The sequence below is a fragment of the Limosilactobacillus rudii genome (assembly GCF_014145455.1).
GTDB classification, from domain to species: Bacteria; Bacillota; Bacilli; order Lactobacillales; family Lactobacillaceae; genus Limosilactobacillus; species Limosilactobacillus rudii.
In genome coordinates, this window is record NZ_JACIVB010000042.1 from 1 (window position 1) to 25,790 (window position 25,790).

General features: G+C 40.3%; 22 protein-coding genes. 3 read left to right on the forward strand and 19 right to left on the reverse strand.

The window, feature by feature from the left end:
* Positions 1-590: 590 nt before the first annotated feature.
* The 19 genes from tyrS to H5S39_RS02870 all read right to left on the reverse strand — a co-directional run bounded on the left by tyrS (position 591) and on the right by H5S39_RS02870 (position 22,772).
* A complete protein-coding gene (tyrS, locus tag H5S39_RS02780; RefSeq protein WP_182596828.1) occupies positions 591-1,841 on the reverse strand; it encodes a tyrosine--tRNA ligase in 1,251 nt (416 codons plus the stop codon).
* Between the two features lie 344 nt (positions 1,842-2,185).
* Positions 2,186-3,235 (reverse strand): hypothetical protein, encoded by a 1,050-nt coding sequence (locus H5S39_RS02785; protein WP_182596827.1) that lies wholly within the window; start codon positions 3,233-3,235, stop codon positions 2,186-2,188.
* 158 nt (positions 3,236-3,393) lie between these two features.
* Positions 3,394-4,080, reverse strand: a complete 687-nt coding sequence (locus H5S39_RS02790) for a 2,3-diphosphoglycerate-dependent phosphoglycerate mutase (protein WP_153710783.1) — start codon at positions 4,078-4,080, stop codon at positions 3,394-3,396.
* Between the two features lie 113 nt (positions 4,081-4,193).
* The gene (gene purD, locus H5S39_RS02795) at positions 4,194-5,453 is read right to left on the reverse strand and encodes a phosphoribosylamine--glycine ligase (RefSeq protein ID WP_182596826.1); all 1,260 of its coding nucleotides are present in this window, start codon (positions 5,451-5,453) and stop codon (positions 4,194-4,196) included.
* Between the two features lie 16 nt (positions 5,454-5,469).
* On the reverse strand, positions 5,470-7,008 hold the full coding sequence (gene purH, locus H5S39_RS02800; protein WP_182596825.1) for a bifunctional phosphoribosylaminoimidazolecarboxamide formyltransferase/IMP cyclohydrolase: 1,539 nt from the start codon (positions 7,006-7,008) through the stop codon (positions 5,470-5,472).
* A 1-nt stretch (position 7,009) separates the two neighbouring features.
* The gene (gene purN, locus H5S39_RS02805) at positions 7,010-7,582 is read right to left on the reverse strand and encodes a phosphoribosylglycinamide formyltransferase (RefSeq protein ID WP_182596824.1); all 573 of its coding nucleotides are present in this window, start codon (positions 7,580-7,582) and stop codon (positions 7,010-7,012) included.
* An 8-nt stretch (positions 7,583-7,590) separates the two neighbouring features.
* Positions 7,591-8,628: a phosphoribosylformylglycinamidine cyclo-ligase gene (gene purM, locus H5S39_RS02810; RefSeq protein WP_182596823.1), complete on the reverse strand. Its 1,038-nt coding sequence runs from the start codon at positions 8,626-8,628 to the stop codon at positions 7,591-7,593.
* Positions 8,628-10,088 carry an amidophosphoribosyltransferase gene (purF, locus tag H5S39_RS02815; RefSeq protein WP_182596822.1) on the reverse strand — a complete coding sequence of 487 codons (1,461 nt, stop codon included), beginning with the start codon at positions 10,086-10,088 and terminating at the stop codon, positions 8,628-8,630. The genes purM and purF overlap by 1 nt, the downstream gene beginning before the upstream one ends.
* Positions 10,064-12,292: a phosphoribosylformylglycinamidine synthase subunit PurL gene (gene purL / locus H5S39_RS02820; protein ID WP_182596821.1), complete on the reverse strand. Its 2,229-nt coding sequence runs from the start codon at positions 12,290-12,292 to the stop codon at positions 10,064-10,066. The genes purF and purL overlap by 25 nt, the downstream gene beginning before the upstream one ends.
* Positions 12,293-12,296: 4 nt before the next feature.
* On the reverse strand, positions 12,297-12,977 hold the full coding sequence (gene purQ, locus H5S39_RS02825) for a phosphoribosylformylglycinamidine synthase subunit PurQ (RefSeq protein WP_182596820.1): 681 nt from the start codon (positions 12,975-12,977) through the stop codon (positions 12,297-12,299).
* The gene (gene purS, locus H5S39_RS02830) at positions 12,978-13,226 is read right to left on the reverse strand and encodes a phosphoribosylformylglycinamidine synthase subunit PurS (protein WP_182596819.1); all 249 of its coding nucleotides are present in this window, start codon (positions 13,224-13,226) and stop codon (positions 12,978-12,980) included. It lies immediately after the preceding gene.
* Positions 13,219-13,947: a phosphoribosylaminoimidazolesuccinocarboxamide synthase gene (gene purC, locus H5S39_RS02835; RefSeq protein WP_182596818.1), complete on the reverse strand. Its 729-nt coding sequence runs from the start codon at positions 13,945-13,947 to the stop codon at positions 13,219-13,221. Before purC ends, purS begins: the two co-directional genes overlap by 8 nt.
* A 210-nt stretch (positions 13,948-14,157) precedes the next feature.
* A complete protein-coding gene (gene purB, locus H5S39_RS02840) occupies positions 14,158-15,453 on the reverse strand; it encodes an adenylosuccinate lyase (RefSeq protein ID WP_182596817.1) in 1,296 nt (431 codons plus the stop codon).
* 73 nt (positions 15,454-15,526) lie between these two features.
* Entirely contained in the window at positions 15,527-16,651 is a 1,125-nt protein-coding gene (purK, locus tag H5S39_RS02845; RefSeq protein WP_182596816.1) for a 5-(carboxyamino)imidazole ribonucleotide synthase, read from the reverse strand.
* Complete coding sequence (gene purE, locus H5S39_RS02850) at positions 16,644-17,129, reverse strand: 5-(carboxyamino)imidazole ribonucleotide mutase (protein ID WP_182596815.1); 486 nt, start codon at positions 17,127-17,129, stop codon at positions 16,644-16,646. Before purE ends, purK begins: the two co-directional genes overlap by 8 nt.
* A gap of 177 nt (positions 17,130-17,306) precedes the next feature.
* Positions 17,307-18,023: an acetolactate decarboxylase gene (gene budA, locus H5S39_RS02855; protein ID WP_182596831.1), complete on the reverse strand. Its 717-nt coding sequence runs from the start codon at positions 18,021-18,023 to the stop codon at positions 17,307-17,309.
* A gap of 17 nt (positions 18,024-18,040) precedes the next feature.
* Complete coding sequence (alsS, locus tag H5S39_RS02860) at positions 18,041-19,720, reverse strand: acetolactate synthase AlsS (protein ID WP_182596814.1); 1,680 nt, start codon at positions 19,718-19,720, stop codon at positions 18,041-18,043.
* Positions 19,721-19,907: 187 nt separating this feature from the next.
* Entirely contained in the window at positions 19,908-21,569 is a 1,662-nt protein-coding gene (locus H5S39_RS02865) for a formate--tetrahydrofolate ligase (RefSeq protein WP_182596813.1), read from the reverse strand.
* Positions 21,570-21,734: 165 nt separating this feature from the next.
* Positions 21,735-22,772: an AI-2E family transporter gene (locus tag H5S39_RS02870; protein ID WP_182596812.1), complete on the reverse strand. Its 1,038-nt coding sequence runs from the start codon at positions 22,770-22,772 to the stop codon at positions 21,735-21,737.
* Positions 22,773-22,942: 170 nt separating this feature from the next.
* On the opposite strand from H5S39_RS02870, the gene H5S39_RS02875 reads away from it, so the two are divergent.
* The 3 genes from H5S39_RS02875 to H5S39_RS02885 all read left to right on the forward strand — a co-directional run bounded on the left by H5S39_RS02875 (position 22,943) and on the right by H5S39_RS02885 (position 25,676).
* Positions 22,943-24,118, forward strand: coding sequence for an SAM-dependent methyltransferase (locus tag H5S39_RS02875; RefSeq protein WP_182596811.1), 1,176 nt, complete (start codon positions 22,943-22,945; stop codon positions 24,116-24,118).
* Positions 24,119-24,301: 183 nt separating this feature from the next.
* Positions 24,302-24,964 (forward strand): 3,4-dihydroxy-2-butanone-4-phosphate synthase, encoded by a 663-nt coding sequence (gene ribB / locus H5S39_RS02880; protein ID WP_182596810.1) that lies wholly within the window; start codon positions 24,302-24,304, stop codon positions 24,962-24,964.
* A 70-nt stretch (positions 24,965-25,034) separates the two neighbouring features.
* Positions 25,035-25,676 (forward strand): HAD hydrolase-like protein, encoded by a 642-nt coding sequence (locus H5S39_RS02885; protein WP_182596809.1) that lies wholly within the window; start codon positions 25,035-25,037, stop codon positions 25,674-25,676.
* Positions 25,677-25,790: the final 114 nt, after the last annotated feature.

The following is a 25,790-nucleotide window of genomic DNA, read 5'->3' on the forward strand; positions in this document are numbered from 1 at the left end:
GGCACACCGCCGGCGTTCATCCTGAGCCAGGATCAAACTCTCATATAAAAATTATATAAGAACTTGTATAGCTCTTTATTATCTTTGTTATTAAGCGAATTGACTTCGCAAATGTTTTACTTCAAATCACATCGTGATTGAAGACCCTACACATTTGATTCGTCGAAACTTTGTTCAGTTTTCAAAGGTCTACCTGTTGGCTAATTAAGCAGCCAATCAACATATTCATTATATCATATGTTGATTTAACTTGTCAAGAAGAAATTTTAATTAATTTAGAATTCCTTTTGATTGATAGCTCAATCAGCAACTTTATTAATATACCACGTTGTCAATTCAATGTCAACAATCAATTTTAACTTTCTTGTTTTACATCTTAGCAATCTCTCAATCGCTTTGACAACGATAACTACTATACCGTGCTTTTATCTCTTCGTCAACACTTTTATTCTAAATTTTTAATTTTATTTTTAAACATGAATTTTATATCTCATCTTAATAGAATTTATTTGTTTTTTGAGTTTAAAAACAAATAAATACGCCCCTAAAAATTTACTTACGGACGTATTTACTAACATTGATTTTTAACTTTATTTTACACGTGCAAGGTAATAATGCTTCTTTCCTTTGCGGACGATTACAAATTTACCATCAAAATGAGCATTTGGATCAATTTCAGCATCAACATCATCTACTTTTTCACCGTTAATTCGAATAGCACCACTTGATACATCTTGACGTGCTTGGCGGCGTGATGGTTCGATTCCGTTATCAGTTAGCCAAATAACAATGTTTTCTTTCTTATTTTCAATATCAACGGAAGGCATATTCTTGAAGCCTTGCTCAATTTCTGCAACTGAAAGATCGGCAACATCTCCTGAGAATAACGCTTTACTAATTCGTTCTGCTTCTTCGACTGCTGCTTTGCCATGAACAAACTTAGTAACTTCCTGTGCTAACCGCCGCTGAGCTTCTCGTTTCCACGGTTCGTCCTTTACTTTTTCCGCTAAGTCATCAATTTCATCTTTGGATAAGAAAGTAAAGTACTTCAAATATTTCACAACGTCACGATCATCCTGGTTAATCCAAAATTGATAAAATTCATATGGTGACGTCTTTTCTGGGTCAAGCCAAATCGCACCGCCAGCAGTTTTACCAAATTTAGTACCATCAGCCTTTAACATTAATGGGATCGTTAACCCATAAACCTTAGTGTCAGGCCCTTCAACTTTATGAATCAAGTCAATTCCTGCAGTTATGTTTCCCCATTGATCAGAACCACCAATTTGTAATTGAACATCATTGTGCCGGTATAGATGAAGAAAGTCTACCGATTGTAAAATCTGGTATGTAAATTCAGTAAATGAAATACCAGCATCCAACCGGCTAGCAACAACTTCTTTATTTAACATTGTATTAATATTAAATAATTTTCCATAATCACGAAGAAAGTCAAGCAGACTAATCTTTGATAACCAGTCATAGTTATTAACAATTGTAAAGTTTTCCGTACCAAAAAGCTTCTTCATTTGGGCAGTTAAAGCTTCTTCGTTATGATGAACTTGCTCCATGGTTTGTAATTGGCGTTCAGACTTTCGCCCAGATGGATCACCAATTGCTCCGGTTCCCCCACCAATAATAATTACCGGATGGTGTCCAGCTAATTGGAAACGTTTCAAAATCATAAAGGGAATCAAATGTCCAATATGCAAACTATCACCGGTAGGATCGGTTCCACAGTAAAGGGCAATCTTGTCTTCTGATGTTAACTTGCGTAATCCTTCTTCATCAGTTACCTGGTTGATGGCACCACGCCATTCTAACTCATTAATAATGTCCATATTTACCTCCAAAATATTTCGGGTACAAAAAAATCCCTGACTTCTAACAGATGAAGTCAGGGACGATTTACCGCGTTACCACCTTGATTTGCAGCTACTATCGCAACTACCACTCTTGTCGATAACGAGACGACCCGTTCTTATTGATGAAAGACTCAGTAAGTGTAATTCGTTTAACAGCGTTGGCTAAGTTTTCAATAACCACTTGCTCTCTGAATGTCCAACTGCTAACTACTGATTTTACCTCATTGCCTTTAATTATTGCAGTCATTGTACCTGTGTTTGCTAGTTAATGTCAAGCATCTTCATACTAAAAAAGCCGCGAATAAATCGCAGCCTTTCTTTTATTCATCTTTTTTTGCTTCGTGTTTCTTCTCTTCTTCATGTTTGGCAACTGGTGATGGTTGTTCAGCAGGTTGCTTTTCTACATAAACTTCATGAATATAAGCTTCGCCTGTCAAATCTGCAACCGGCTTGAATGTATCTTTATAGAGAACATCCATCTCCATCCCTGCACGAGCACGACTGTAGTATAGAGCCATCGTTGCGTAAACTACTGGCAAGTAGCAAGCAATTCCGATAATCGCAACAATAATACCAATATATGTCAATACATATGTCGCAGTGTAATTACCGTAGTAAGCAAGGCCACCAAAAATAATGCTCCAAACAAACATTGGGATAAACTCTACTACGAAAAGAATTGCAAAATAGTTCCACTTTCGCCCAGTCATAAAACGACGACTAGCGGTCAAAGCATATCGCATAGATTGTCCAAGAAACTGCGGTTGCTTTTCGCGGTAAAGGAAATAGGATTGTGAATATTCGATACTCTTCCACAAAACAACAATATCATTAAGAATCCGAATAATCCACGCAACATAAACAGCTGCCATTCCTGATAAATGAGGAAGTAGTAACCCATTAATAATGTTTAATGGTAAGCTCCACAAGAAAGTAAATAAGCAAATGTAAAGAATGATCCGCCAAACTTGGTTCTTACGTAAATGCTTATAATGCATCCAAATCGAACCTGCGCTAACCGGTTGTTCAGGATGAGCTAACTTATCTTGGTACGTATACTGGGTTGCCAAAGCATAAAAGGAATAGAAAAATGCTAAGGCCGCAATAATGGCAAAAATACCAATAATCTCTAGCAACGAGAACAAGAGGTTAAGCGGAGAAGCCATCCCGTACATAATCATCATCATTGTCATACTTAAGGAAACTGCAATATTAGTATTAAGCATTGTAAGAATTGATACTAATGCAATAAAAATAATTGAAACTCCAGCAACCGGCCACATTGCCTTTAAATAATTAGGCTTTACCAGTTTCTTTAATGAAGGAATAAATTCTTTCATTGGAAGTGTTCGTTGTTTTTCCATTTTCATTTAATTTCTCTCCATATATTAGATTCTGTTGTTAATCATACCACAACTCATTTTAAGCACAATTTATTAACTGATTTGTTCATTATTTTTTCATAGTTAAGCCAAAAAGGAACTGCAATGCTCGCAGTTCCTTTTTACTGAGTTTAAACTATTTTAGTTTAGTATTTTTCCTTACTTAATACATTAAGCTTGTCATCAAAGTCATAAACAACTGGTTGTCCAGTAGCCATTTCCAAGTTCATGATGTCTTCATCAGAAATGTCTTCGATGTACTTGCTCAATGCACGAAGGGAGTTACCGTGGGCAGCAATGATAACATTCTTGTTGTCCAAAAGCTTTGGTGCAATTTCATCTTGCCATAATGGGATAACCCGTTCCAAGGTAACCTTTAAGTTTTCACCACCAGGAATAGCGCGTGGGTCTAAGTTAGCGTAACGACGGTCTTGTGCAGCAGAACCTTCGTCATCAGCGCTCAACAATGGGGGCAAAACATCGTATGAACGACGCCAAATGTGAACTTGTTCGTCACCGTACTTTTCAGCAGCCTTCTTTTTGTTGTGACCTTGAAGTGCACCATAGTGACGTTCGTTTAAGCGCCAAGTCTTGTATTCAGGAATCCATAATTGATCGCATTCTTCAAGAGCATAGTGCAAAGTCTTGATAGCACGCTTCAAAACAGAAGTGTATGCGTAGTCAAATTCAATACCGTGTTCCTTGAGGGCCTTACCAGCGTTTTTTGCTTGTTCAACACCCTTTTCACTTAAGTCAACGTCAACCCAACCAGTAAATTGGTTAGATAAGTTCCATTCACTTTGACCGTGACGAATTAATACTAATTTAGCCATGTTCAATTGACCTCTTTCTTCTTAAAAATCGCTATATACAGCATTACCATATCATTTTAATCCATTCGCCCTCAAATTCCAATAGTGAGAAGTAGATTGTTTTAATATTCACATTATTTCAAACCAGCCTTTTTCCCAATGTCATGCCGGTAAAAGCACTCCGGTTCATCAAGCGCTTGCAAATATTGATATACCCGTTGGTAAGCTGCCTGTAACGTCTTTTCTTTACTAATTACCATTAATAACCGACCGCCAGCTCCTTTTAAGTCATCTAGCGGGCCAGCTACGTTAGCATAATCAATCTCAATTCCCAACTGGTGAGGAAACTCTCCTAACTTTTGCCCATGCACTGGTTTTACTGGGTAACCCTTTGAAGCTAACACAACACCTAGGCACGCCGCATCATCTTCCTTGATTTCTGGAAGCGGCTGGTCATTAATTGCAGCTTCAACTAACTCAAATAAGTCAGTTTTAAGGCGGGGAAGAATCACCTGGGTCTCTGGATCACCAAAACGAACATTATACTCAATCACCTTTGGCCCGTCTGTTGTCAGAATCAAGCCAATATATAAGATGCCGTGATAATGGTAGCTTCCTTCTACCAAGCCATTAATTGTCGGCTTAACAACCTGATCTACCATCTTCTGATAATCTGTCGGATCTAACTGGGGAAGCGGACTATAAGCTCCCATTCCACCGGTATTTGGACCCTTGTCACCATCATACGCCCGCTTATGATCCTGTGCCATTGGTAAAATCCGGTAATGTCCATTGCTTACTAAAACAAACATCGAATATTCTGGTCCCTGTAAGCATTCTTCTAATACCAACCGGGCTTGTCCACCAGCAAACATCGATTTAATCGTTTCAATTGCTTCTGCTTTGGTTTGAGCAATAACAACGCCCTTTCCCCCAGCTAAGCCATTCTCCTTGATTACTACCGGAAAACCAAATTGGTCAACATTACTAATTGCTGCCGTCTGATCACGATAAGCGGCATGACAGGCTGTTGGGACATGATAATTATCCATAAAATTAAGCGCATAATCTTTTGAACCTTCAAGTTGAGCTGCCCGTGCATCTGGGCCAAACGTTTTTAACCCCGCTGCCGCAAACTCATCAACGATCCCATCAACAAGACAATCTTCAGGCCCAACAAATGTCCACGCCACTTCATGATTCTTAGCAAACCGTATTAAACCAGCAAAATCCGTTTCAGCGATATCAACAGGCTGAACCCCTACTGCAGGCATCCCCGAATTCCCCGGCGCACAAAAGACTTGTTTAACATGTTTACTTTCTACTAATTTCTTAGCAATCGCGAACTCACGACCGCCTTCACCCACAACTAGTACATTGACCTGTTTTTCCATGAGCCTCTCCTTTTCACTAATGACGGAAATGGCGAATCCCAGTCGTTACCATTACAATTCCATACTTATTTGCCATTTTGATTGATTCATCATCTCTAATTGAACCCCCAGGCTGAACAACTGCTTTAATTCCATGTTTTCCTGCATATTCAACACAATCGCCAAATGGGAAGAAGGCATCAGAAGCCATCACTGTCCGGTCATCAATATCATCCCCAGCATGGCTAACCGCAATCCTTAATGAGTCGATCCGGTTAGGTTGGCCTTCCCCAACTCCCAGCGTTCGCTCATCATTCACCAGCACAATTGCATTTGACTTAGCATGTTTAACCGCTTTCCAGGCAAACATCATCGTTCTTAATTGCTCTTCAGTTGGCTTATTATCCGTAATGCATTGCCAATCATGGTAATCTTCACTAAGCGTATCTTGATCTTGCATTAACATTCCGCCCATTACTGAGACTACTTCATGCTTTGTTGGCTCATCCTTCTTGCTAAAGTCAATAGTCAGTAAGCGGATATTCTTTTTCTTTGCCAAAACCGTATAAGCATCATCATCGAAGCCCGGTGCAATCACAATTTCAAGAAAAATCTTATGCATCTTTTCGGCGGTTGCAAGGTCAACTTGCCGGTTTAGGGCAATTACCCCACCAAAAATTGATACTGGGTCAGCTTCATATGCTCGTTCCCATGCCTGCTCTAAAGTTCGCCCTCGGCCAATCCCACATGGGTTCATATGCTTCATGGCAACAACTGTCGGTTCATCGAATTCTCGGATACATCGTAATGCCTCGTCAGCATCCTTAATATTATTATAAGAAAGCTTTTTCCCGTGTAGTTGTTTTGCTTGTAATACCGAGAAAGATTTTGGAAGTGCATCTTCATAAAGCCATGCTTGTTGATGACTATTTTCGCCGTACCGCATTGTTTCTTTCAGGTCCCACGTTAAGGTCAATTTTTCTGGATCTTCTAATCCATTTTGCTGTGTTAAATACTGAGAAATCAAAGCATCGTAGGCCGCAGTATGACGGAATGCTTTTGCCGCAAGTTTTGCCCGTGTGTCAAGAGTTGTCGTGCCTTCTGCTTTAATTTGGCTTAGTACCTCATCATAATCGTTTTGATCAACGACAATCGTTACGTCACGGTAATTTTTTGCTGCTGACCGGACCATACTTGGACCACCAATATCAATATTCTCAATTGCATCAGCTAGTTTGACATCAGGTTTTTCAATTGTTTCTTTAAATGGATATAAATTAACGCAAACCAAGTCGATCGGAGTAATTGCTAATTTCTCGAGGGTTGCCATATGTTCCGGTAAATCACGACGGGCAAGAAGTCCGCCATGAACGTATGGATTGAGAGTCTTTACCCGGCCATCTAGTATTTCAGGAAAGTGAGTAACGTCTTCAATTCCAATCGTATCAATTCCTGCTTCATCTAAAACCCGCTTAGTTCCACCAGTTGAAACAATTTCAAACCCGTTTTCTACTAATCCCTTAACAAACGGTACTAAGTTTGTTTTATCTGATACACTCACCAATGCTCGCTTCATATTAGTCTTGCTCCTTTGCTAATACCTGTGCTAATGCTTCTGGATATAAATGGTGCTCTGTCTCATGCACTCGGTTTTCTAACGTTTCGACCGTGTCAGTTGCCAATATCGGTACTCGCCGCTGAGCAATAATTGGACCTGAGTCAAGGCCTGCATCAATATAATGAACAGTCACCCCTGTCTCAGAGCGGTGATCAGCAAATGCCCTTTCAATTGAGTGCAAACCTGGATATTCCGGTAACCATGCAGGATGAAGGTTCACGATCCGATGATCATATTGGCGCAAAATCGTTGGCCCAATGACCCGCAAATAACCTGCCAGCGCGATAAAATCGATTTGATACTTTTGTAAGACTGCTAGCAGTTTTTCTTCGTATTCTTGCTTACCGCCACAAGATTTTACTGTAAAGCTTTCCGCTGGAACATCTAATCGTTGCGCCCGCTTCATTACTGGGGCATCTGGATGATTGCAAAATAATAATGCTAATTCACCTGGTATATCTCCACTTTGAAAATGCTTAGCTAGTACTTCAAAATTCGTCCCGTTTCCTGATGCTAAAATTGCAACTCTCATTTTCGTCCTCACTTAATAACAATCTTCGGTGCAGTTGGTAAGCACTGTCGCAAATAACCAATCTGATAACTATCTACCTGCTCTTTACGAAGTACTTCGTATACTGCTTCAATATTTTCAGGTGCTACTGCTAATACCAGTCCCAACCCCATGTTAAAGGTTTGGAAACAATCAGCTCTACTTAAATTGCCAATCGTCCGCAAATAATTAAAAATCGGTAAAGTCGGCCACCGCGATGAATCAATTACCGCCTGTAGCCCAGCGCTAAACATTCGAGGAACGTTCTCAATTAATCCCCCACCAGTAATATGGCTAATCCCGTGTAGTAACTGTTGACGAATCAGGGGAAGGACAGGACGAACGTAAATTTTAGTTGGCGTCAATAATGCTTCACCAACTGTTTGCCCGTTTAACTCCCGAGGCTGATCAGTCAATGCGATATTGTGTTCCTTAAATAAAATTTGGCGGACTAATGAAAAGCCATTGGAATGCAAGCCAGTTGAGGGCAACCCGATTAAAACATCATCGGCCTGTGGTCCCCCATCAGTCAATAATTCATCTTTTTCTGCAACCCCCACAACCGTTCCTGCTAAATCATACTCATCTGGATCATACATATCTGGCATTTCAGCAGTTTCGCCACCAATCAGTGCCGCATTCGCATCCCTGCACCCAGTAGCGACACCACTAACTATCGCTGCCATCTTTGCCGGGTCATTGTGACCAGTTGCAATATAATCAAGGAAAGTTACTGGTTCAGCCCCCTGTGCCAATACATCGTTTACACACATTGCAACAACATCAATACCAATCGTGTCATGCTTATTTAGTTTTTGCGCAATCATCAGTTTAGTGCCCACACCATCCGTTCCTGAAACAAGAATCGGATGTTTTATTTTTAATACGCTAAGATCAAACATTCCACCAAAACTGCCAAGGCTCCCAATAACCCCGTCACGGTCCGTTGATTGAACTGCTTCTTTTATTCTATTAACTAATTCATAGCCAGCATTTACGTCAACTCCAGCTTCTTGATACCGGGTCATTATGCCTGCTCCTTTCGTGCTCGTCGTTCCTGCTCATTCAACGACTTCAAATATCCTTCCTCATAGTCATATAGTGGTGTAGGATATTGACCATCAAAGTAAGCAACCGTCAGTCCGCCATTCGGAGCATCCCCCGCATCTGGAATACCGATCGCCTTAATCAAGCTTTTAAGGCTCAAAAAATGAAGCGAATCAGCACCAACCTGCTTGCACATTTCTGCAACCGAGTAGTGAGCTGCCAACAACTCTGCCCGTGTCGATACATCGATTCCGTAAAAACACGGGAACTTAAACGGTGGTGACGCAATTAATAAGTGAACTTCCTTAGCACCTGCATCACGTAACATCTGGACAATTTGTTTTGAAGTGGTTCCACGAACAATCGAGTCATCGACCACTGCAACCCGTTTGCCTTTTACAACTCCACGAACTGCTGATAGTTTCATATGGACGCCCATTTCCCGTAATTCTTGAGTAGGTTGGATAAAGGTACGGGCAACATATTGACTCTTAATCAACCCCATCTCGTATGGCAAACCACTTTCTTCTGCATAACCACTTGCAGCAGATAGGGATGAATTAGGGACCCCAATCACCATATCGGCATCAACCGGGTGTTCCTTCGCTAATAATTTTCCCATCCTTTTGCGAGCATTATGGACTGTTACACCATGAATAATTGAATCTGGACGGGCAAAATAGATATATTCCATCGAACAAATCGCTAATTGAGTATTAGTCGTGTAGTGATCGATATGAAGACCAGCACGGTCAATAATTATTAATTCCCCTGGTAAAACATCCCGGACAAACTTAGCATTGATGATATCTAATGCACACGTCTCACTAGCAACCACATATGCACCGTTTGCCAACCGCCCAATACATAACGGACGAATACCATTAGGATCTAACGCCGCAATCAAGCGATCCTTTTGCAATAATAGATAAGCAAATCCACCATGAACTAAGTTAAGACTCTTCTTTAACGCAGGAATAAAACCATCCCTAATATACTGACGAATTAAATGAATCAGAATTTCCGTATCTGAATCAGACTGAAACACTGCTCCTTTTTCCTCTAGTCGATGGCGAAGAGTCACTGCGTTAGTAAGATTACCGTTATGTGCCAAGGCAACGTCACCATCATAAAAGCGAAAAAGAAACGGTTGGATGTTTGCAATTGAATTGTGACCGCTCGTTCCATAGCGAACATGACCAATTGCGGCATCCCCAACCAATCTTTCTAATTCATGCGGATCAGCAAAAACTTTTGCTAACAATCCCCGGTCGCGGTGTTGATATAAGGAGCTACCGTCAGCAGAGACAATCCCTGCCCCCTCTTGTCCACGATGTTGGAGGGTATGTAATCCATAATATGCCAGTTGGCTAGCATCGGATGCCCCAAATACGCCAAACACACCGCACTCTTCATTCAATCCTTTGATTTCATTAGGCACGGGATCGCCTCCTCCCACTCTTTTTGTAAAGCACCAATATTTGAATTAAGACTAACCATTGCAAGGTCAGCAGTTAACCAATGACTATTGGTAACTTCACCAATAAGAGTTGCATCATTGCCTAACTGTTGTTCAAATTTATCTCGTTTCTCGTGAGGAACTGTGACAACAAACCGTCCCGGTGTCTCACTAAAAAATTGTTCCCCCGTCATCCATGAAAGGTTTAAATCAAATCCCAAGTCGGTACCAAACAGCATCTCGGCAAGTGCTACTCCTAATCCGCCTTCACTAATATCATGAGCACTAGTAACAAGGCTATCTTGCATTGCACTTAGTAAATGCTGCATATATTGGTGAACATGGTGAAAATCAAATGGTTTAACTACGCCGCTAATATCCCCAGTCATCATCTTTTGTAATTCGGTTCCTGCATAGTCATCGCCAGTCTTGCCAATGAGATAAACTGCATCACCAGGTTGCTGAGCCCTTGACGGTACTACTTGATCAATATTTTTGATTAGGCCAACCATCCCGACCATTGGCGTTGGATGAATTGCCTTCCCATTATTTTCGTTATACAACGATACATTTCCTGAAATTACCGGCGTATTAAATTCACGACATGCATCTGCCATTCCTTGAACCGATTGGTGAAGTTCCCAGAAAATTTCTGGATCATTGGGGTCGCCATAATTTAAGCAATCGGTTATTGCCAATGGTTGTGCCCCACTTGCAATAATATTTGCTGCTGCCTCAGTCACCGCAATTTGTCCACCAACTTCAGGATTTAAGTAAACAAAACGACTATTCCCATCAGTCGTCATCGCTAACCCTTTTTTTGTTCCACGTATCCGAATAATACCAGCGTCACTACCAGGGCCAGTCACAGTGCATGTTCGAACTTGTGAATCATACTGTTGGTAAAACATGCTCTTATCTGCAATCGTTGGTTGACGAAGCAATCGACAAAGGGTCATTTCAACATTAGAAACTTGTGGTTGCCATGCCCCCTTGTGTTCTGCCTCTTCAATCCGAACCGGTTTTCGCTCAATACTTTCCTCCTCTAACACATCGTCCGTTAAGTTTGAAACCGGAATATGGCAAACTTCTTCACCATCATGAAATAACACATAGTCACGGCCTTCCGTAATTCGACCAATCGTGACGGCTTCAAGGTCATAAAGATCAAAAATTTTCTTTACATCGTCTTCATGACCTTTTTTCACACACAGAAGCATTCGTTCTTGCGATTCACTTAGCATAATTTCATAAGCAGACATATCGGGCTCGCGTTGCGGAACAAGGTCAAGATTTAGTTCCATCCCACTTTTCCCTTCTGAAGCCATTTCAGCACTTGATGAAACAATTCCTGCTGCTCCCATATCTTGAATCCCCACCAACCAGTCAGAATGATTAGTAATCAAATCAAGACATGCTTCTAGCAACAACTTTTCCATAAAGGGATCACCAACTTGGACAGCTGATCGCTGGGTTGCCCGCTCATCACTAAAATCAGCAGAGGCAAATGTTGCTCCGTGAATTCCGTCACGACCCGTTTTGGCACCAACATACATCACTGCATTACCAATTCCGGTTGCCGTTCCTTGTTGGATATCTTTTTGCTCCATCAAGCCAACGCTCATCGCATTACATAAAATATTTCCTTGATAACACGGGTCAAATGTTGTCTCGCCAGCAACCGTCGGAATTCCCATACAGTTCCCATAATCACCAATGCCACGGACTGTGTTCTTTACTTTCATTTTCATCTGAACATTATCAAGTTCACCAAAATGAAGAGAATCTAATGAGGCAATCGGCCGGGCTCCCATGCTAAAAATATCACGCAAAATTCCGCCGACTCCCGTTGCAGCTCCTTGATATGGTTCAACAGTTGTTGGGTGGTTGTGACTCTCTGCCTTAAAAACAACTGCTTGTCCATCATCAACATCCACTACGCCAGCACCTTCACCAGGTCCTTGTAATACGCGCTCATTTTTATTTGGAAACAACCGCAAAACCGGCTTCGATTTTTTATAAGAACAATGCTCACTCCACATTGCGGCAAATAAACCTGTCTCAGTATAATTTGGCAAACGACCAAGTAACTGCGTCCGAATGTAATCATATTCTGCTTCACTCAAACTCCAGTCTAAATATGGCTTTTTTTCTTTAATTTCTTGTGGGGTCATCGCTTGCTTCATCAACTTATACCTCCGCTCTTACTGTGCCATTTGCTAATAAAGACTTAAACAATCGTAATCCATCCGTGTTGCCAAGAAGCGCCTCTACCGCCCGTTCTGGATGCGGCATCATCCCTAAAACATTGCCCCGCTTATTAGTAATTCCGGCAATGTTTCGTAAACTACCATTCGGATTTTCTTCTGCATACCGAAAAACAATTTGATTATTTGCTTCTAGTTGTTCTAACACCTGTTCATCAGCGTAATAGCTACCATCTGCATGTGCAATCGGTAAAGCAATTCGTTCGTGTTCTTGGTACTGGCTAGTAAATGGCGTTTGATTGTTGACCACTTCAATGGGAACTGTCTTGCAAACAAATTGCTGACTATCATTCTTTTTCAATGCCCCTGGTAATAAGCCTGCTTCAGTTAAAATTTGAAAGCCATTGCAGGTGCCAAAGACCGGCTTGCCTTCTTCAGCTGCCGCAATAATTGCTGGCATGATATTAGTAAATCGTGCAATTGCTCCCGCACGTAAGTAGTCACCGTATGAAAATCCACCAGGTAACATTACCGCATCAAAATTTGCCAAACTATTTTCACGATGAGATACATATTCCACATCTGCCCCGCAAACTGAGCCAAGCGCTTCAAAAAGGTCAACATCGCAATTTGATCCAGGAAAAACAACTACCGCAACCTTCATTTAAACTTCCTCCATTACTTGGTAAGTGTAGGTTTCCATATTGAAATTAACTAATAACTGATCAGCGATTTCCTTTACTACCTTTTCTACTGCTACACCAGTTGCATTAACAGTTACATCGAAAAACTTTCCCACTTTTACTGCACTAACTTCTTCGTGGCCCAAAGAGTGAATTGCATTTTTGATCGTTTCACCTTGCGGATCAAATACTGATTCTTTATAAGTAACGAAAACACGAACATTAGTCATTTTCATTTGCCTCCTTGATTGCACTACTTAAACGGTCGTAAACTTCATCATAGGTTTGAGTAAGGTCCGCTAACTGGCGACGATACACATCTTTATCCATATGTCGTGCCGTTCCTAGCTCCCATAACCGGCAATTATCCGGGGAGAACTCATCGGCTAAAACAATTTTTCCATCGGCCAGCTGACCAAATTCGAGCTTAAAATCAACTAATTGTAAGCTGGCCCGTTTAAATAGTGGTGTTAATAAATTATTGACTCTTTCGCAAATCCCCCACATGCGTACTAATTCGTCATGGCTTGCGATTTTGAGAGCAACAATTGCAGATTCATTAATAAATGGATCATCAAGGTTGTCACTCTTATAAAATGTTTCTTCAACTGGTTCAGTAAGTTTTTGTCCTTCGTCAAGACCAAACCGGCTGGCAAAATGACCCGCAACCACGTTTCTCGTCACAAATTCAAGCGGATACATTTTACATTTCTTAACCAAATCCTCAGTAGGTGATAACTTCTTCAAAAAATGCGTTTCAATACCGTGGTTAATTAAATATTGAAAAACCAGACTGGAAATGGCGTTAGCAGCCCTTCCTTTACCAGTAAAACGGTCTTTCTTCTTTCCGTTAAGTGCCGTTGCCTGGTCTAAGTAAACAACTCGTAAAATTGTAGGATCATCCGTTTGCCACATCTGTTTTGCTTTTCCGGTATATAACAGTTTTTCCATTTGAAGAAGCTCCTTTTTGATAAATACGAACATTAATCTGCTTTGCCGAAATTTTATATCATTATTTACGAACTAAATATACTATCGTAGGCAATAGATTGTCAATATAAATAACGATAATTTTTATTTATTTTCCATTTGTCGTTCGTGTTTTACTCAAAAAATAAAAATAGCCAGTAGAAAGTTCACTCTCTACTAGCTATTATTTTATTAATCTAAGCCTAAGCGTTTGTAAATGTCATCAACATGACGGAGGTGCCAATGATAGTCAAAGGCATCATCTAAATCATCCTTAGTCAATTGTTTTTGAATTGTTGGATCATCTTCAAGTAGTGGGCGGAATGGAACTTGTTCTGCCCAGCATTTTGCCGTGTACGGCTGGATAAGATCATAAGCAGCTTCACGGGTCATCCCACTATTGACCAGCTTTAAAAGAACCCGTCCACTGTATATTAAGCCCAGCGTCTTATCCATATTCTTCTTCATCGTTTCAGGGAAAACATCAAGATTCTTTAGAATTCGACCAAACCGTCGCAGCATGTAATCAAGGAGCGAAGTAGCATCTGGTAAAATCATCCGCTCAGCACTTGAATGGGAAATATCACGTTCATGCCATAAAGATACGTCCTCGTATGCCGGAACCATAAATCCACGCAACATCCGCGCACATCCAGTAATGTTTTCTGAGCCAATCGGATTACGCTTATGTGGCATTGCTGAAGAACCCTTTTGTCCCTTTGCAAAATGTTCTTCAACTTCATGAATTTCAGTCCGTTGCAAGGAACGAATCTCGGTTGCCATTTCTTCCATACTTGTCCCAATTAGAGCAATTGTTGCAACATATTCCGCATGAAGGTCTCGGGGAAGAACCTGAGTAGAAATCTCTTGCGGCCGTAAGCCAAGCTTCTTACATACATATTCTTCAATAAATGGATCGATTTCCGCAAACGTACCAACAGCCCCCGAGATTTTGCCGGCTTCAACACCCTTTGCTGCGTGCTCGAACCGTTCTTTATTACGTTTCATTTCAGAATACCAGCGGGCAGCTTTCAACCCAAAAGTCGTCGGTTCAGCATGCACGCCATGCGTCCGTCCCATACAAACAGTGTACTTATACTTTTCAGCAAGTTCTTTTAATACTGCCATAAAATTATCAATATCTTGGCGTAAGATATTGTTCGCTTTTTTCAACCGTAATCCTTGAGCTGTATCAACAACGTCAGTACTAGTCATCCCGTAGTGAACCCACTTACGCTCAGGGCCAAGCGACTTAGAAACATCCCGCGTAAATGCAATTACATCATGGTGGGTAACGGCTTCAATTTCGGCAATTCCTTCAACTGAAAACTTAGCATTTTTCTTAATCTTTTCTACATCTTCAGTTGGAATATGGCCAAGCTTACTCCATGCCTCGTCTACTGCAATTTCAACATCTAACCAACATTGGTACTGGGTCTCTAAGCTCCAAATCTTTTTCATCTCTGGACTAGTATAACGATCAATCATCAGTTAAAAATCCTCTCTATCTTTTGTCTAAACGTATTATCGCACATGAATATATTAGCAGTAAAGCCGAACTTTACTTCTGCCAAATTCCAGTATTGTCAATCTCTGCTAAAGTCGAAGAAACATTGTCAGTCAAAATCGTTACATGTCCCATCTTTCGATTATGCCGTACTTCAGCTTTACCATAATCATGAAAGTGCCAATTAGGGTTTTTCATAATTTGACTGCGAACGCCTGCAACATGTTGACCTAAAACATTTACCATTACCGCTGGCTTTAATAACTCAATCTTGGGTAATGGCCAATTACAGATTGCCCGGTTATGGATAGCGAACTGAGAAAAATTACAAGCTTCAATCGAGTAATGACCTGAATTATGCGGACGTGGGGCCAATTCGTTAATATAGATTTCACCATTAGCAGTCACGAACATTTCAACACCTAAAACACCTCGTAAATCAAGTGCGCGGGCAATTTGTCTTGCCTTTTGTTGGGCCTTTTGTTGTAATTCAGCAGAGATTCGCGCGGGGATAATACTTAAGTGTAGAATTTCGTCATGGTGAATATTTTCAGCGACCGGAAAAACCGTTATTTCTCCCCGTTCATTTCGTCCAACCATAACAGAACATTCTAACTTAAATGGTACCCATCCCTCTAAAATACAATTTTTAGTGGCTAAAATATCATCACAGTTTGTCAGATCTCCTTCATCATGCAAAACGACCTGGCCGTGACCGTCGTAGCCGCCTTCACTGGTTTTCAAAACTGCTGGGTACCCAATCTTTTGAACCGCCTGCTTTAAGTCAGCTTCATCTTTTACTGCCATAAACGGGGCCGTCTTTAATCCAGCATCCTGCAGAAAAGTCTTTTCCCGTAGCCGATTCTTTGTCGTATAAAGCAAATGCGTGCCCTGGGGGATGTACACCTTTTTGGCAACATCTTTCAATGCTTTCAAATCAACATTTTCAAATTCATAAGTAAGGACATCAGCCTTATTGGCTAGTTTCTCAATTGCCCTAATATCTGCATAAGGGGCAACAATTTGTTCATCAGCCACTTGACCAGCAGGACAGGCAGGTGTCGGATCCAAGATAATAACATTCATCCCCGTTGCCTTCGCATCTAAGGCCATCATCTGACCTAGTTGACCACCACCAATAATACCGATTGTTTTACCTTGCTGAATAAAATTAGTCAAGCTGTTCACCACTTTCTACTGCCTGATCATGCATTCGTTGACGATAGTCCAAGATCGTTTGCTGAATTTCTTTATTATTAATCCCTAAGATTTGCAATGCTAATAATGCTGCGTTTTTTGCTCCGGCATCACCAATCGCTGTCGTGGCAACAGGAATTCCAGCTGGCATCTGCACAATCGATAACAACGAGTCCATTCCGCCAAGTGCTTTTGTCTGTCCGGGAATTCCAATAACTGGTAGCGGTGTATTAGCAGCAATCATTCCAGGTAAGTGAGCCGCACCACCAGCACACGCAATAATTACTTTTGTCCCATTTTGGACAGCTTTTTGAGCAAAAGCGAACATTTCATTTGGCATCCGGTGAGCAGAGATTACTTGTTTATCATAATCTGCATTAAACTCATCCAAAATACCACATGCCTTCTTAACGGTTGGCCAATCTGATTTACTACCCATCACAACACTGATTTCACTCATAGCAATGCCTCCTTAAAATCTGCTTTAAGGATAACAAAGCCCTTTAAACAATTCAATAAAAAATATGAACAATATAATATTTTAATTCGAAATAGTTCGTCTTATTCACTTTGAAAGAAAAACTAGCGCTTTTTTTGCCCTAGTTTTATTACCTTATTCAAAACTTTGTTGAAAATCCTATTCTGCGTTTCCTTCTGACTTTGCGATACCTTCTCGCAGTGTACTCATATCAACCGTACTTTCACGAAACTCTTTATTCTCAACTGGAAGATGCTGTTCTAAATTATCAAATACTTCAAAACTTCCCGCCAGCTTGGGCGCATCAAACGCTAATAAGTGACCTGCAAATTGACGATCATCACTAATAAAGTGGAGGTGCCAACCAGCAGCCGTAATTGTCCCGAAAATTTCTGGTGCATAATAACCGAGAATTGTCCCTGAAATATTGTCTGCAGTAAATTCAGGTTGGTGCTGTGCTACTTCTAACAACGTTGGGTATGGCTTGTCCTGCTTAGGAGCAATCCGAATTTTAACATGTTCAAATTTGCCGCTTAACTTTAAGAAAGCAAAAACGTTATTTAATTTATGTTCCTTCACAAAATCATTATTCAATTTTGCAAAGTTAACGTTATTAAGTGCCACGCTTTGTTGTTCTGCTGGAAAATGGACTGAAGCAAACGGCATTGTCGCATTCATATCAGTAATGTGGTTTACTTTCCCGCTTGAGACAGCCTGGTAAACATCATTGTCTAGAATAATTACCTCACCATCTAACCCGGTAAAAGTTCCAATTCCTGTTGAACCATGTTTAAGTAAGTCACTGACCGTGATCGTCCCATCAAAATTTCCAGCCATTAAAGAAGCTAACGTACCGTGTTCGTATAATGTTGTGATAATCTCATTTCCTTTCATTAACCAAGCTGCGAATCAATCAAGTTTGCTGCTAATTCCTTATTATTTGAGTAGTCAACAGGAACATCAACAACAACTGGGCCATCAATACTAAAGGCCTTCTTCATTACTTTCGTAAGGTCTTCTGGCTTTTCTACCCGTAATCCTGTTGCACCAAAACTTTCAGCATACTTAACGATATCGGCATCCCCAAATTTAATTCCGGCAGCTTCTGGATACTTCATTTCTTCCTGGAATTTAACCATGTCATAGTGACCACCATCATTCCACACAATCGTCACAACGTTCAAGTGATGCTGAACTGCTGTTGATAATTCAGCTCCTGAGAATAGGAAGCCACCATCCCCACAAACTGCCACAGCCTTATGTTCTGGATATAACATTGCTGCCACCATTGCCCATGGTAAGCCAACTCCTAGTGTTTGCATTCCGTTGCTAATTAATAAGTGTCGTGGTTGGTAGCAACGGAAGTGCCGGGCCATCCAAATATAGTGAGAACCAACATCAAGAGCAACTCGCATATCATCAGTAACATTCTCTTGAATTGCTTGGACAACTGCTAGTGGATGGCTAGCCCCGTTACTTGCTAGAGCCTTAATCTTTTTATCTTGGTCCAACTTTGCTTTATACTCAGCCAATTGTTTAGCAGCAGCCTGTGGATACTGATAGCCCTTTAATAATTGATCAAGTTCCGTCAAACTAGTAGCAATGTTACCAACCAACTGCATAATTGGTGTAAAGTGATTATCAATTTGCGCTGGTAAGGTATCAAGATTAACAATCCGTAAATTATTTTCTTTATTCCAATTACGCGGTTCATATTCAATTGGGTCATAACCAACTGTAATTACAAGATCGCTTTGTTGAAGTAACTGGTCACCAACTTGATTTCTAAAGAGACCAACTCGGCCAAAGTATGATTGCTTTTCAAGATCACGGGAGACAACACCAGCCGCTTGGTAAGTTTCAACAACTGGTAGCGAATAATCACTCAACAGTTTCCGCAGGGCAGAAGTAATCTCCTCATCAGCTCCTCGTTGACCAACCAAAATCACTGGCATCTTACTGTGTTTGATTAACTCTACTAATTTTTGTAAATCGTTAGGATCAGCAGGCCCCATCTGTGGTGTTTCATAAATAGGAAGCGGCTTTTCGGTTACTTCGGCATCGTCAACATCTTGTGGAAGGCTAACAAATGCTGCTCCTTTACGGGCGCTTTGACTGGCTTCAAACGCATTTGCCATAATTTCCGAAATATTATTAGGATCTTGAATTTCAGCACTATAACGTGTAATCGGCGCCATAATTTCAGTTGAAGGTGTACTCTGGTGGGTTGCCCGGTGAAGGTCTTTCCGCTGAACCTGCCCACCAATCGCCAAAAGCGGATCTCCTTCAGCATCTGCAGTCATAATTCCGGTTGCTAAATTACCAACTCCAGGACCAGAAGTAGTAATTGCCACCCCGGTTTTACCAGTCAATCGACCATAAGCTTGCGCCATAAAAGCAGCATTCTGTTCATGACGAGTAACAATCAGCTTAGGCGCATCATCGCTATTTTTACCGTCAAGTCCTTCAAATAAGCGATCAATTTTGGCTCCAGGAATTCCAAATACTAAATCAATCCCATGCTTGCGCAAACTATCAATAACTACATCAGCGCCATAAGTTTTCTTTTCCATACGATCACCTCTCCAATATCTTACAGAACAATATAAGTCTACTGTAATCCTTCACGTAAAAATTCACAAGAAAGTCAGGATGTTCACATGCCCATAAAAACAACTATAAAAGCTTTTATCACTTTAAAAGTTTGTGAAAAAAACACCGATGTGGCTAATTGCACAATCGATGTTTCATTGTTAATTATTAGAATAAGCCAGTAATTTTACCATTATCGTCAATGGTCATATTTACCGCTGCTGGTTCTGTTGGTAAACCAGGCATCGTCATCATATTCCCGGCTAGTGCCACAATAAAGCCAGCACCAATCTTCGGTACTAGTTCCCGAATATGAAATACAAAGTCAGTTGGTGCCCCCAATTGTTTTTGATCATCCGTAAATGAATACTGGGTCTTAGCAATACATACCGGCAAATCATTCCAACCATAAGCTGCAAACCGTTTTAACTGATTTTGCGCCTTGCGACTGAATGATACTTCCTTTGCCCCATAAATTTGCTTAGCAATCTTCTCAAGTTTAGTCTGCAAGTCATCAACTTGAACGTCGTAAATATGGGTGAATTCACTTGGACTATCAGCAAGTTCAACGACTTTATTAGCAAGGTCGTGTGTCCCTGCACCACCTTTTGCCCATGCATCAGTTAATATTGCTTCAACATTCTGCTTAGCACAATTATCCTTAATCATTTGAATTTCTTTATCAGTATCTGTAACAAAATGATTAATGGCAACGACAATCGGCAAGCCATAAAGTTGCATATTTTTAATATGGCGATTAAGGTTAGCCATTCCCTTCTCCAGAGCACTCAATTGTTCTTCGTTCAAATCAGCCAGTTTTGCGCCACCATTGTATTCAAGCGCCCGTACAGTTGCAACAATTACGATTGCATCAGGATGCTTGCCTAAAACACGTTGCTTAATATCAAGGAACTTTTCCCCACCTAAATCAGCACCAAAGCCGGCTTCTGTGACAGTGTAATCTGATAAATTAAGCGCCGTTTGAGTAGCAAGAACACTATTACATCCATGCGCAATATTAGCAAATGGGCCCCCGTGAATAATTGTTGGTGTGTGATCCAGTGTTTGGACAAGGTTTGGCTTTAAGGCATCTTTTAAGATAATCGTAATAGCATCCTGAAAGTTAAGTTGACCAACTGTAACTGGTTCTTTGTCGTATGTATAACCAACCACAATGCGACTAATCCGTTGCTTCAAATCGTGCAAACTAGTAGCAAGACACAATACTGCCATCAACTCAGAAGCTGCGGTAATATCAAATCCTGTTTCACGTGGAACGCCAGCCATTGGTCCACCAAGGCCAGTAATTACATTCCGTAACGCCCGATCGTTAACATCTTCAACCCGCTTCCAAATGACCCGTTGCGGATCCAAGTTCATCTTGTTATCACGCATGATGTAGTTGTCAATCAATGCGGCTAACGTATTATTAGCACTGGTTAAGGCATGAAGATCACCAGTAAAGTTTAAGTTGATATCTTCCATTGGAACTACTTGACTATAACCGCCACCAGTAGCGCCCCCCTTAATTCCAAAAACTGGTCCCATTGATGGTTCACGCATTGCAATCGTAGTTTGGTAGTTTAACTGGTTCATGGCATCTCCTAAACCAATTAAAACTGTCGACTTTCCTTCACCAGCTGGTGTCGGATTGATTGAAGTAACCAAAATTAGTTTGTGTTTTTTATCTGGTATTGGTTTTACGTTTAGATCAATTTTCGCCTTATATTTACCATATTGCTCAATTTGATCGTCTGAAAGGCCTAATTTATCAGCAATCTTCGTTATGGGTTCAAGTGTCGCCTGATCTGCAATTTCAATATCTGTCATGAATATCAACTTCCTTTCATGTAAATTACCTCAATTTTATTATACACTAACAAAATACTTTTTCAGCCATTTAGCAAAATAAGTTCGATATTCATTAACATTATGTTTAAAAAGCAACTTAATAGTTCGCAAAAAAGAGACTGTATAAATTTATACAGTCTCTGCTTACTCACCCCTGTTTTTTACTTTTTTCGGTCCATGAATCGGTTTTACCCCTAACACATCCAACAGGAAAGTAAAGATTGGTACCCCAACAATTAATCCCCAGGTGCCAAACAAGTTTTCACCAATCAATAATACAATAAAAGTATAAAAAATCGGCAAATCAGTTCGACTAGACATAAACTTAGGATTAAGAACATACGCTTCAAGAGTATGGATAATGATGATCATAATGATAATATAAACCACATCCCGGATGCCACCAACGGAATAACCAACCATCGCCAGCGGAATTGTTGAAATAATTACCCCTGCAACCGGTACTAGGCTAAAGATAAATACAATCAACGACAAAGCAAAAATTTGCGGCATCTTCATAAAGAGCAACCCGATTGTCGTAATAACCGTATTACAAATAGCGATAAAGAATTGTGCCTCAAGAACAACCCCAAATGTATTGACGAACTTCTTGCCAAAATAATCAATATCTTGGAAAAACCAGCCAAAATCACTATCTAAAAAGCTATGAGAAAATTCATTCATTTGTTTTAACTCTAAAGTGTAGAAAAAACTTAGAATTAATGACATCACAAATGATACAGTAATCGCGCCAATACTGGTCAACGTACTAACGGCAATCGTTAATCCGTGACGGACTTGCGTCATAATCGTGGCCGTACTTACATAGTGGCTGATATAGCGGTAAATCATTGTTGCCTGATGAGTACTGTAGAACTTTACTACCGAATTAACCATTTTCACTACCTGTCGTGATAAGACGGGTAAATAGCGTGTTACACCCAAATATAATGCAATGATCAAAAAGGCATAAGTTGCAATTACGGTTATCGTCGTCGATAGTCGTGGCAGCCAGCGTTGTACTAGCCGAACCCAACTTACAACGAGGTATGTCAAAATAAAAGTAAACAGTATCAAATTCATCATTGAACGCATTAACCATAAAACAATCACGATTAATAATAAGACCGTAAAGCGCCGCAGTTTTACATTTTCAATAAAATGGTGCCATGCTTCTGTCATCTAACCATCTCCCAATTTTCTCTTAACTAGCATAATATCAAGCTTTTATTCCTCCAACAATCAATTTTACCGCTTTCTTCTGAAATATTTTTTTTGAAAATGTCCTGAAACACTTTTATTTTAAGGGTGTTATAATAAATACTATTATTGGAGAAAGAAGGAAGCGTTTCATGTTAGAAAAGACGTTCTACAAGTCATTATTAAAGCACTCATTTACTATTCCCGTAAAGATTGTGTTTTGGGATGGTTCAAGTGTTGTTTATGGTGACGGAACCCCAGAAGTAACAATCACCTTTAAGGAAAAAATTCCAATTCGTGATATTACCAAGAACGCCTCGATTGCTCTCGGGGAAGCCTACATGGATAAAAAAATTGAAATCCAAGGTAGTATTCAAACATTAATTGAATCAGCATATGAAAGTGCTGACAGTTTTATGCGAAGTTCTAAGTTCCGTAAGTTCCTCCCTAAACAAGGTCACTCAGAAAAAGAAAGTGAAAATGACGTTCAAAGCCACTACGATGTTGGTAATGATTTTTATAAGCTATGGCTTGATGACACTTTAACTTACTCATGTGCCTACTTTACTGACGGCAACCATGACGACCTTACAAAAGCACAAGTTGACAAAGTTCATCATATTCTAAAGAAACTTGACCCTAAGCCTGGCAAAACGTTACTTGATATTGGTTGTGGCTGGGGAACGCTGATGCTAACGGCCGCAAAAGAATATGGTTTAAAAGTTACCGGTGTTACTCTCAGTGAAGAACAGTACCGATTAGTTAAGAACCGGATTGAAAAAGAAGGACTTCAAGATGTTGCTGATGTTAAATTAATTGATTACCGTGAACTCGGCGACCAGAAGTGGGATTATATTACTTCGGTTGGAATGTTTGAACACGTCGGTAAAGAAAACCTTGGTCTTTACTTCAAGGATATCCAAGGCTACCTTGCCGATGACGGGGTTGCTTTAATTCATGGAATCACCCGCCAACAAGGGGGAGCTTATAACGGATGGATTAATAAATACATCTTCCCTGGTGGTTATATTCCTGGACTTGAAGAAATGATCGGCCATATTGAAGAAAACCATATGCAAATTACTGATATTGAAATGCTTCGTCGCCATTATCAACGTACACTTGAAATCTGGGATATGAACTTTAATGAACATCGGGCTCAAATTCTTGACATGATGGGTGAACGCTTTACACGGATGTGGGACCTCTATTTACAAGCCTGTGCAGCATCATTTGAATCAGGAAACATCGACGTTATTCAATATTTAATCACTAAGGGGCCTTCTGGTAAAAATCTACCAATGACTCGTGACTACATGACAAAATAATATTTCAAAACCCGAAGAATTGATTTTCTTCGGGTTTTATTTATTTTTTTAACAATAAAATCTATAAAGTTCGTTATTTATTTTTGAAATGGGTTGATTTAAATATAATAGTTCGTTATTATGATAGCACATTCGAATGTGGTTGCCCTATTGCTTTTAGAATTTCAAAGGAGTAATTCACCTATGCAAAATCAATTTTCAACTGTTAAAGAAGCCTTAACACATTTAGTAAATGGTGGCTATATTATCTTAGCTGATAATGAAGACCGCGAAAACGAAGGAGACCTCGTTGCCCTTGGCGATGGAATCACGGCTAATACTGTCTACGAAATGTTAAATGAAGCTAATGGTCTAATGTGCGTACCCGTAAGTAAAGAGATTGCCGCAAAACTTGCTTTTAAACCCATGGTAGAGCATAGTACAGATCCAAACCAAACTCCTTTTATGGTTACTACCGATGGTACTTTAGCGGCAACTGGTGTTACAACCGGCGTCTCTGCCTTTGACCGCGCAGCAACCATTCGCCAAATAGCTAATCCGGACGCTCAAGCTACCGATTTCAACCATCCAGGTCATATCCAACCGCTTTATGCACAACCACACGGGCTACGAGACCGGATTGGTCATACTGAAGCGGCAGTTGACCTTGCATACTTAGCGGGCAAATCACCTGTAGCAGTTATTATTGAAGTCCTTAAAAGTGATGGAACAATGGCCCGCCGAGATAGTCTAGCAACACTTGCTGACCGTGTCCATGTTCCGTTCATCACGATCAATCAAATTATTGAATATCTAGATGCTAACGGAATTAAGTATGCTGCCGACCTAACTAAAGCCCATGCTTAAACATTGGATTCCCTTTCATTTTTGATTAGGTTAAAATAAAGAGATAATAATCGATGAAGGGATGTTTACTATGGACGGTGCTATTTTTTCATTTAATAATATCTTTGTTGATACGGATAAATTGTCTTTCACTTCATGGCAACGTTTTGCAATATACGAATTTGGAATGGGATTACCAGAAAAACTGGCTCCTCAGTTTGCTAGCCTAACCCCCGAACAATGTCTGACCCTCGTATTGAAACATTTCAATGCCAATCCGGATGCAAGTGAGAAAACGACAATGATTACCGAATGGCAAAAGATGCTTAGTGAAGAAGCTGACAACTTAAACGAAGACGACCAATTGCCAGGAATTAAACGGCTGTTACTAAACCTATATGACCACTATGTTAAAATTGCCGTCCTGGATACCAACGAAGATATCCACAATATTCTCAAACAAGTCGGTCTTGATAACTATATCGACAGTATCATTAGCTATCATGCCGATAAAAATCCGTATTCGGTAGCCATTAATCAACTAAACCTTGACGGACCCGCTTGTATTGGGATTGGAACAACAGCCAATGCGATTACAAATATTCATGAAATAAATGCGATTGCAATCGGTATTGGCGACACAACCCAATTATCCAATGCGGACTATCAGGTAGTTCAAGTTGGCGACCTCCGTTATCCAATGTTACAGAAGATATGGGAAGATAAACATTAACCGGCACCTATTAAATCTTATTCTTACACATAAAGATCCGAGCCATAATTTTTGACATGTTAGGCTAAAACGCCCTTTCAGAAATTATAGTTCGGATTTTTTACTCATATTCTT

What these genes read in the sequence shown, in the direction of transcription:
- tyrS (WP_182596828.1), bottom strand. Translation starts at nt 1,841, where the DNA reads ATGGACATTATTAATGAGTTAGAATGGCGTGGTGCCATCAACCAGGTA.
- H5S39_RS02785 (WP_182596827.1), bottom strand. Translation starts at nt 3,235, where the DNA reads ATGAAAATGGAAAAACAACGAACACTTCCAATGAAAGAATTTATTCCT.
- H5S39_RS02790 (WP_153710783.1), bottom strand. Translation starts at nt 4,080, where the DNA reads ATGGCTAAATTAGTATTAATTCGTCACGGTCAAAGTGAATGGAACTTA.
- purD (WP_182596826.1), bottom strand. Translation starts at nt 5,453, where the DNA reads ATGGAAAAACAGGTCAATGTACTAGTTGTGGGTGAAGGCGGTCGTGAG.
- purH (WP_182596825.1), bottom strand. Translation starts at nt 7,008, where the DNA reads ATGAAGCGAGCATTGGTGAGTGTATCAGATAAAACAAACTTAGTACCG.
- purN (WP_182596824.1), bottom strand. Translation starts at nt 7,582, where the DNA reads ATGAGAGTTGCAATTTTAGCATCAGGAAACGGGACGAATTTTGAAGTA.
- purM (WP_182596823.1), bottom strand. Translation starts at nt 8,628, where the DNA reads ATGACCCGGTATCAAGAAGCTGGAGTTGACGTAAATGCTGGCTATGAA.
- purL (WP_182596821.1), bottom strand. Translation starts at nt 12,292, where the DNA reads ATGAAGCAAGCGATGACCCCACAAGAAATTAAAGAAAAAAAGCCATAT.
- purQ (WP_182596820.1), bottom strand. Translation starts at nt 12,977, where the DNA reads ATGAAGGTTGCGGTAGTTGTTTTTCCTGGATCAAATTGCGATGTTGAC.
- purS (WP_182596819.1), bottom strand. Translation starts at nt 13,226, where the DNA reads ATGACTAATGTTCGTGTTTTCGTTACTTATAAAGAATCAGTATTTGAT.
- purC (WP_182596818.1), bottom strand. Translation starts at nt 13,947, where the DNA reads ATGGAAAAACTGTTATATACCGGAAAAGCAAAACAGATGTGGCAAACG.
- purB (WP_182596817.1), bottom strand. Translation starts at nt 15,453, where the DNA reads ATGATTGATCGTTATACTAGTCCAGAGATGAAAAAGATTTGGAGCTTA.
- purE (WP_182596815.1), bottom strand. Translation starts at nt 17,129, where the DNA reads ATGAGTGAAATCAGTGTTGTGATGGGTAGTAAATCAGATTGGCCAACC.
- alsS (WP_182596814.1), bottom strand. Translation starts at nt 19,720, where the DNA reads ATGGAAAAGAAAACTTATGGCGCTGATGTAGTTATTGATAGTTTGCGC.
- H5S39_RS02865 (WP_182596813.1), bottom strand. Translation starts at nt 21,569, where the DNA reads ATGACAGATATTGAAATTGCAGATCAGGCGACACTTGAACCCATAACG.
- H5S39_RS02870 (WP_182596812.1), bottom strand. Translation starts at nt 22,772, where the DNA reads ATGACAGAAGCATGGCACCATTTTATTGAAAATGTAAAACTGCGGCGC.
- H5S39_RS02875 (WP_182596811.1), top strand. Translation starts at nt 22,943, where the DNA reads ATGTTAGAAAAGACGTTCTACAAGTCATTATTAAAGCACTCATTTACT.
- ribB (WP_182596810.1), top strand. Translation starts at nt 24,302, where the DNA reads ATGCAAAATCAATTTTCAACTGTTAAAGAAGCCTTAACACATTTAGTA.
- H5S39_RS02885 (WP_182596809.1), top strand. Translation starts at nt 25,035, where the DNA reads ATGGACGGTGCTATTTTTTCATTTAATAATATCTTTGTTGATACGGAT.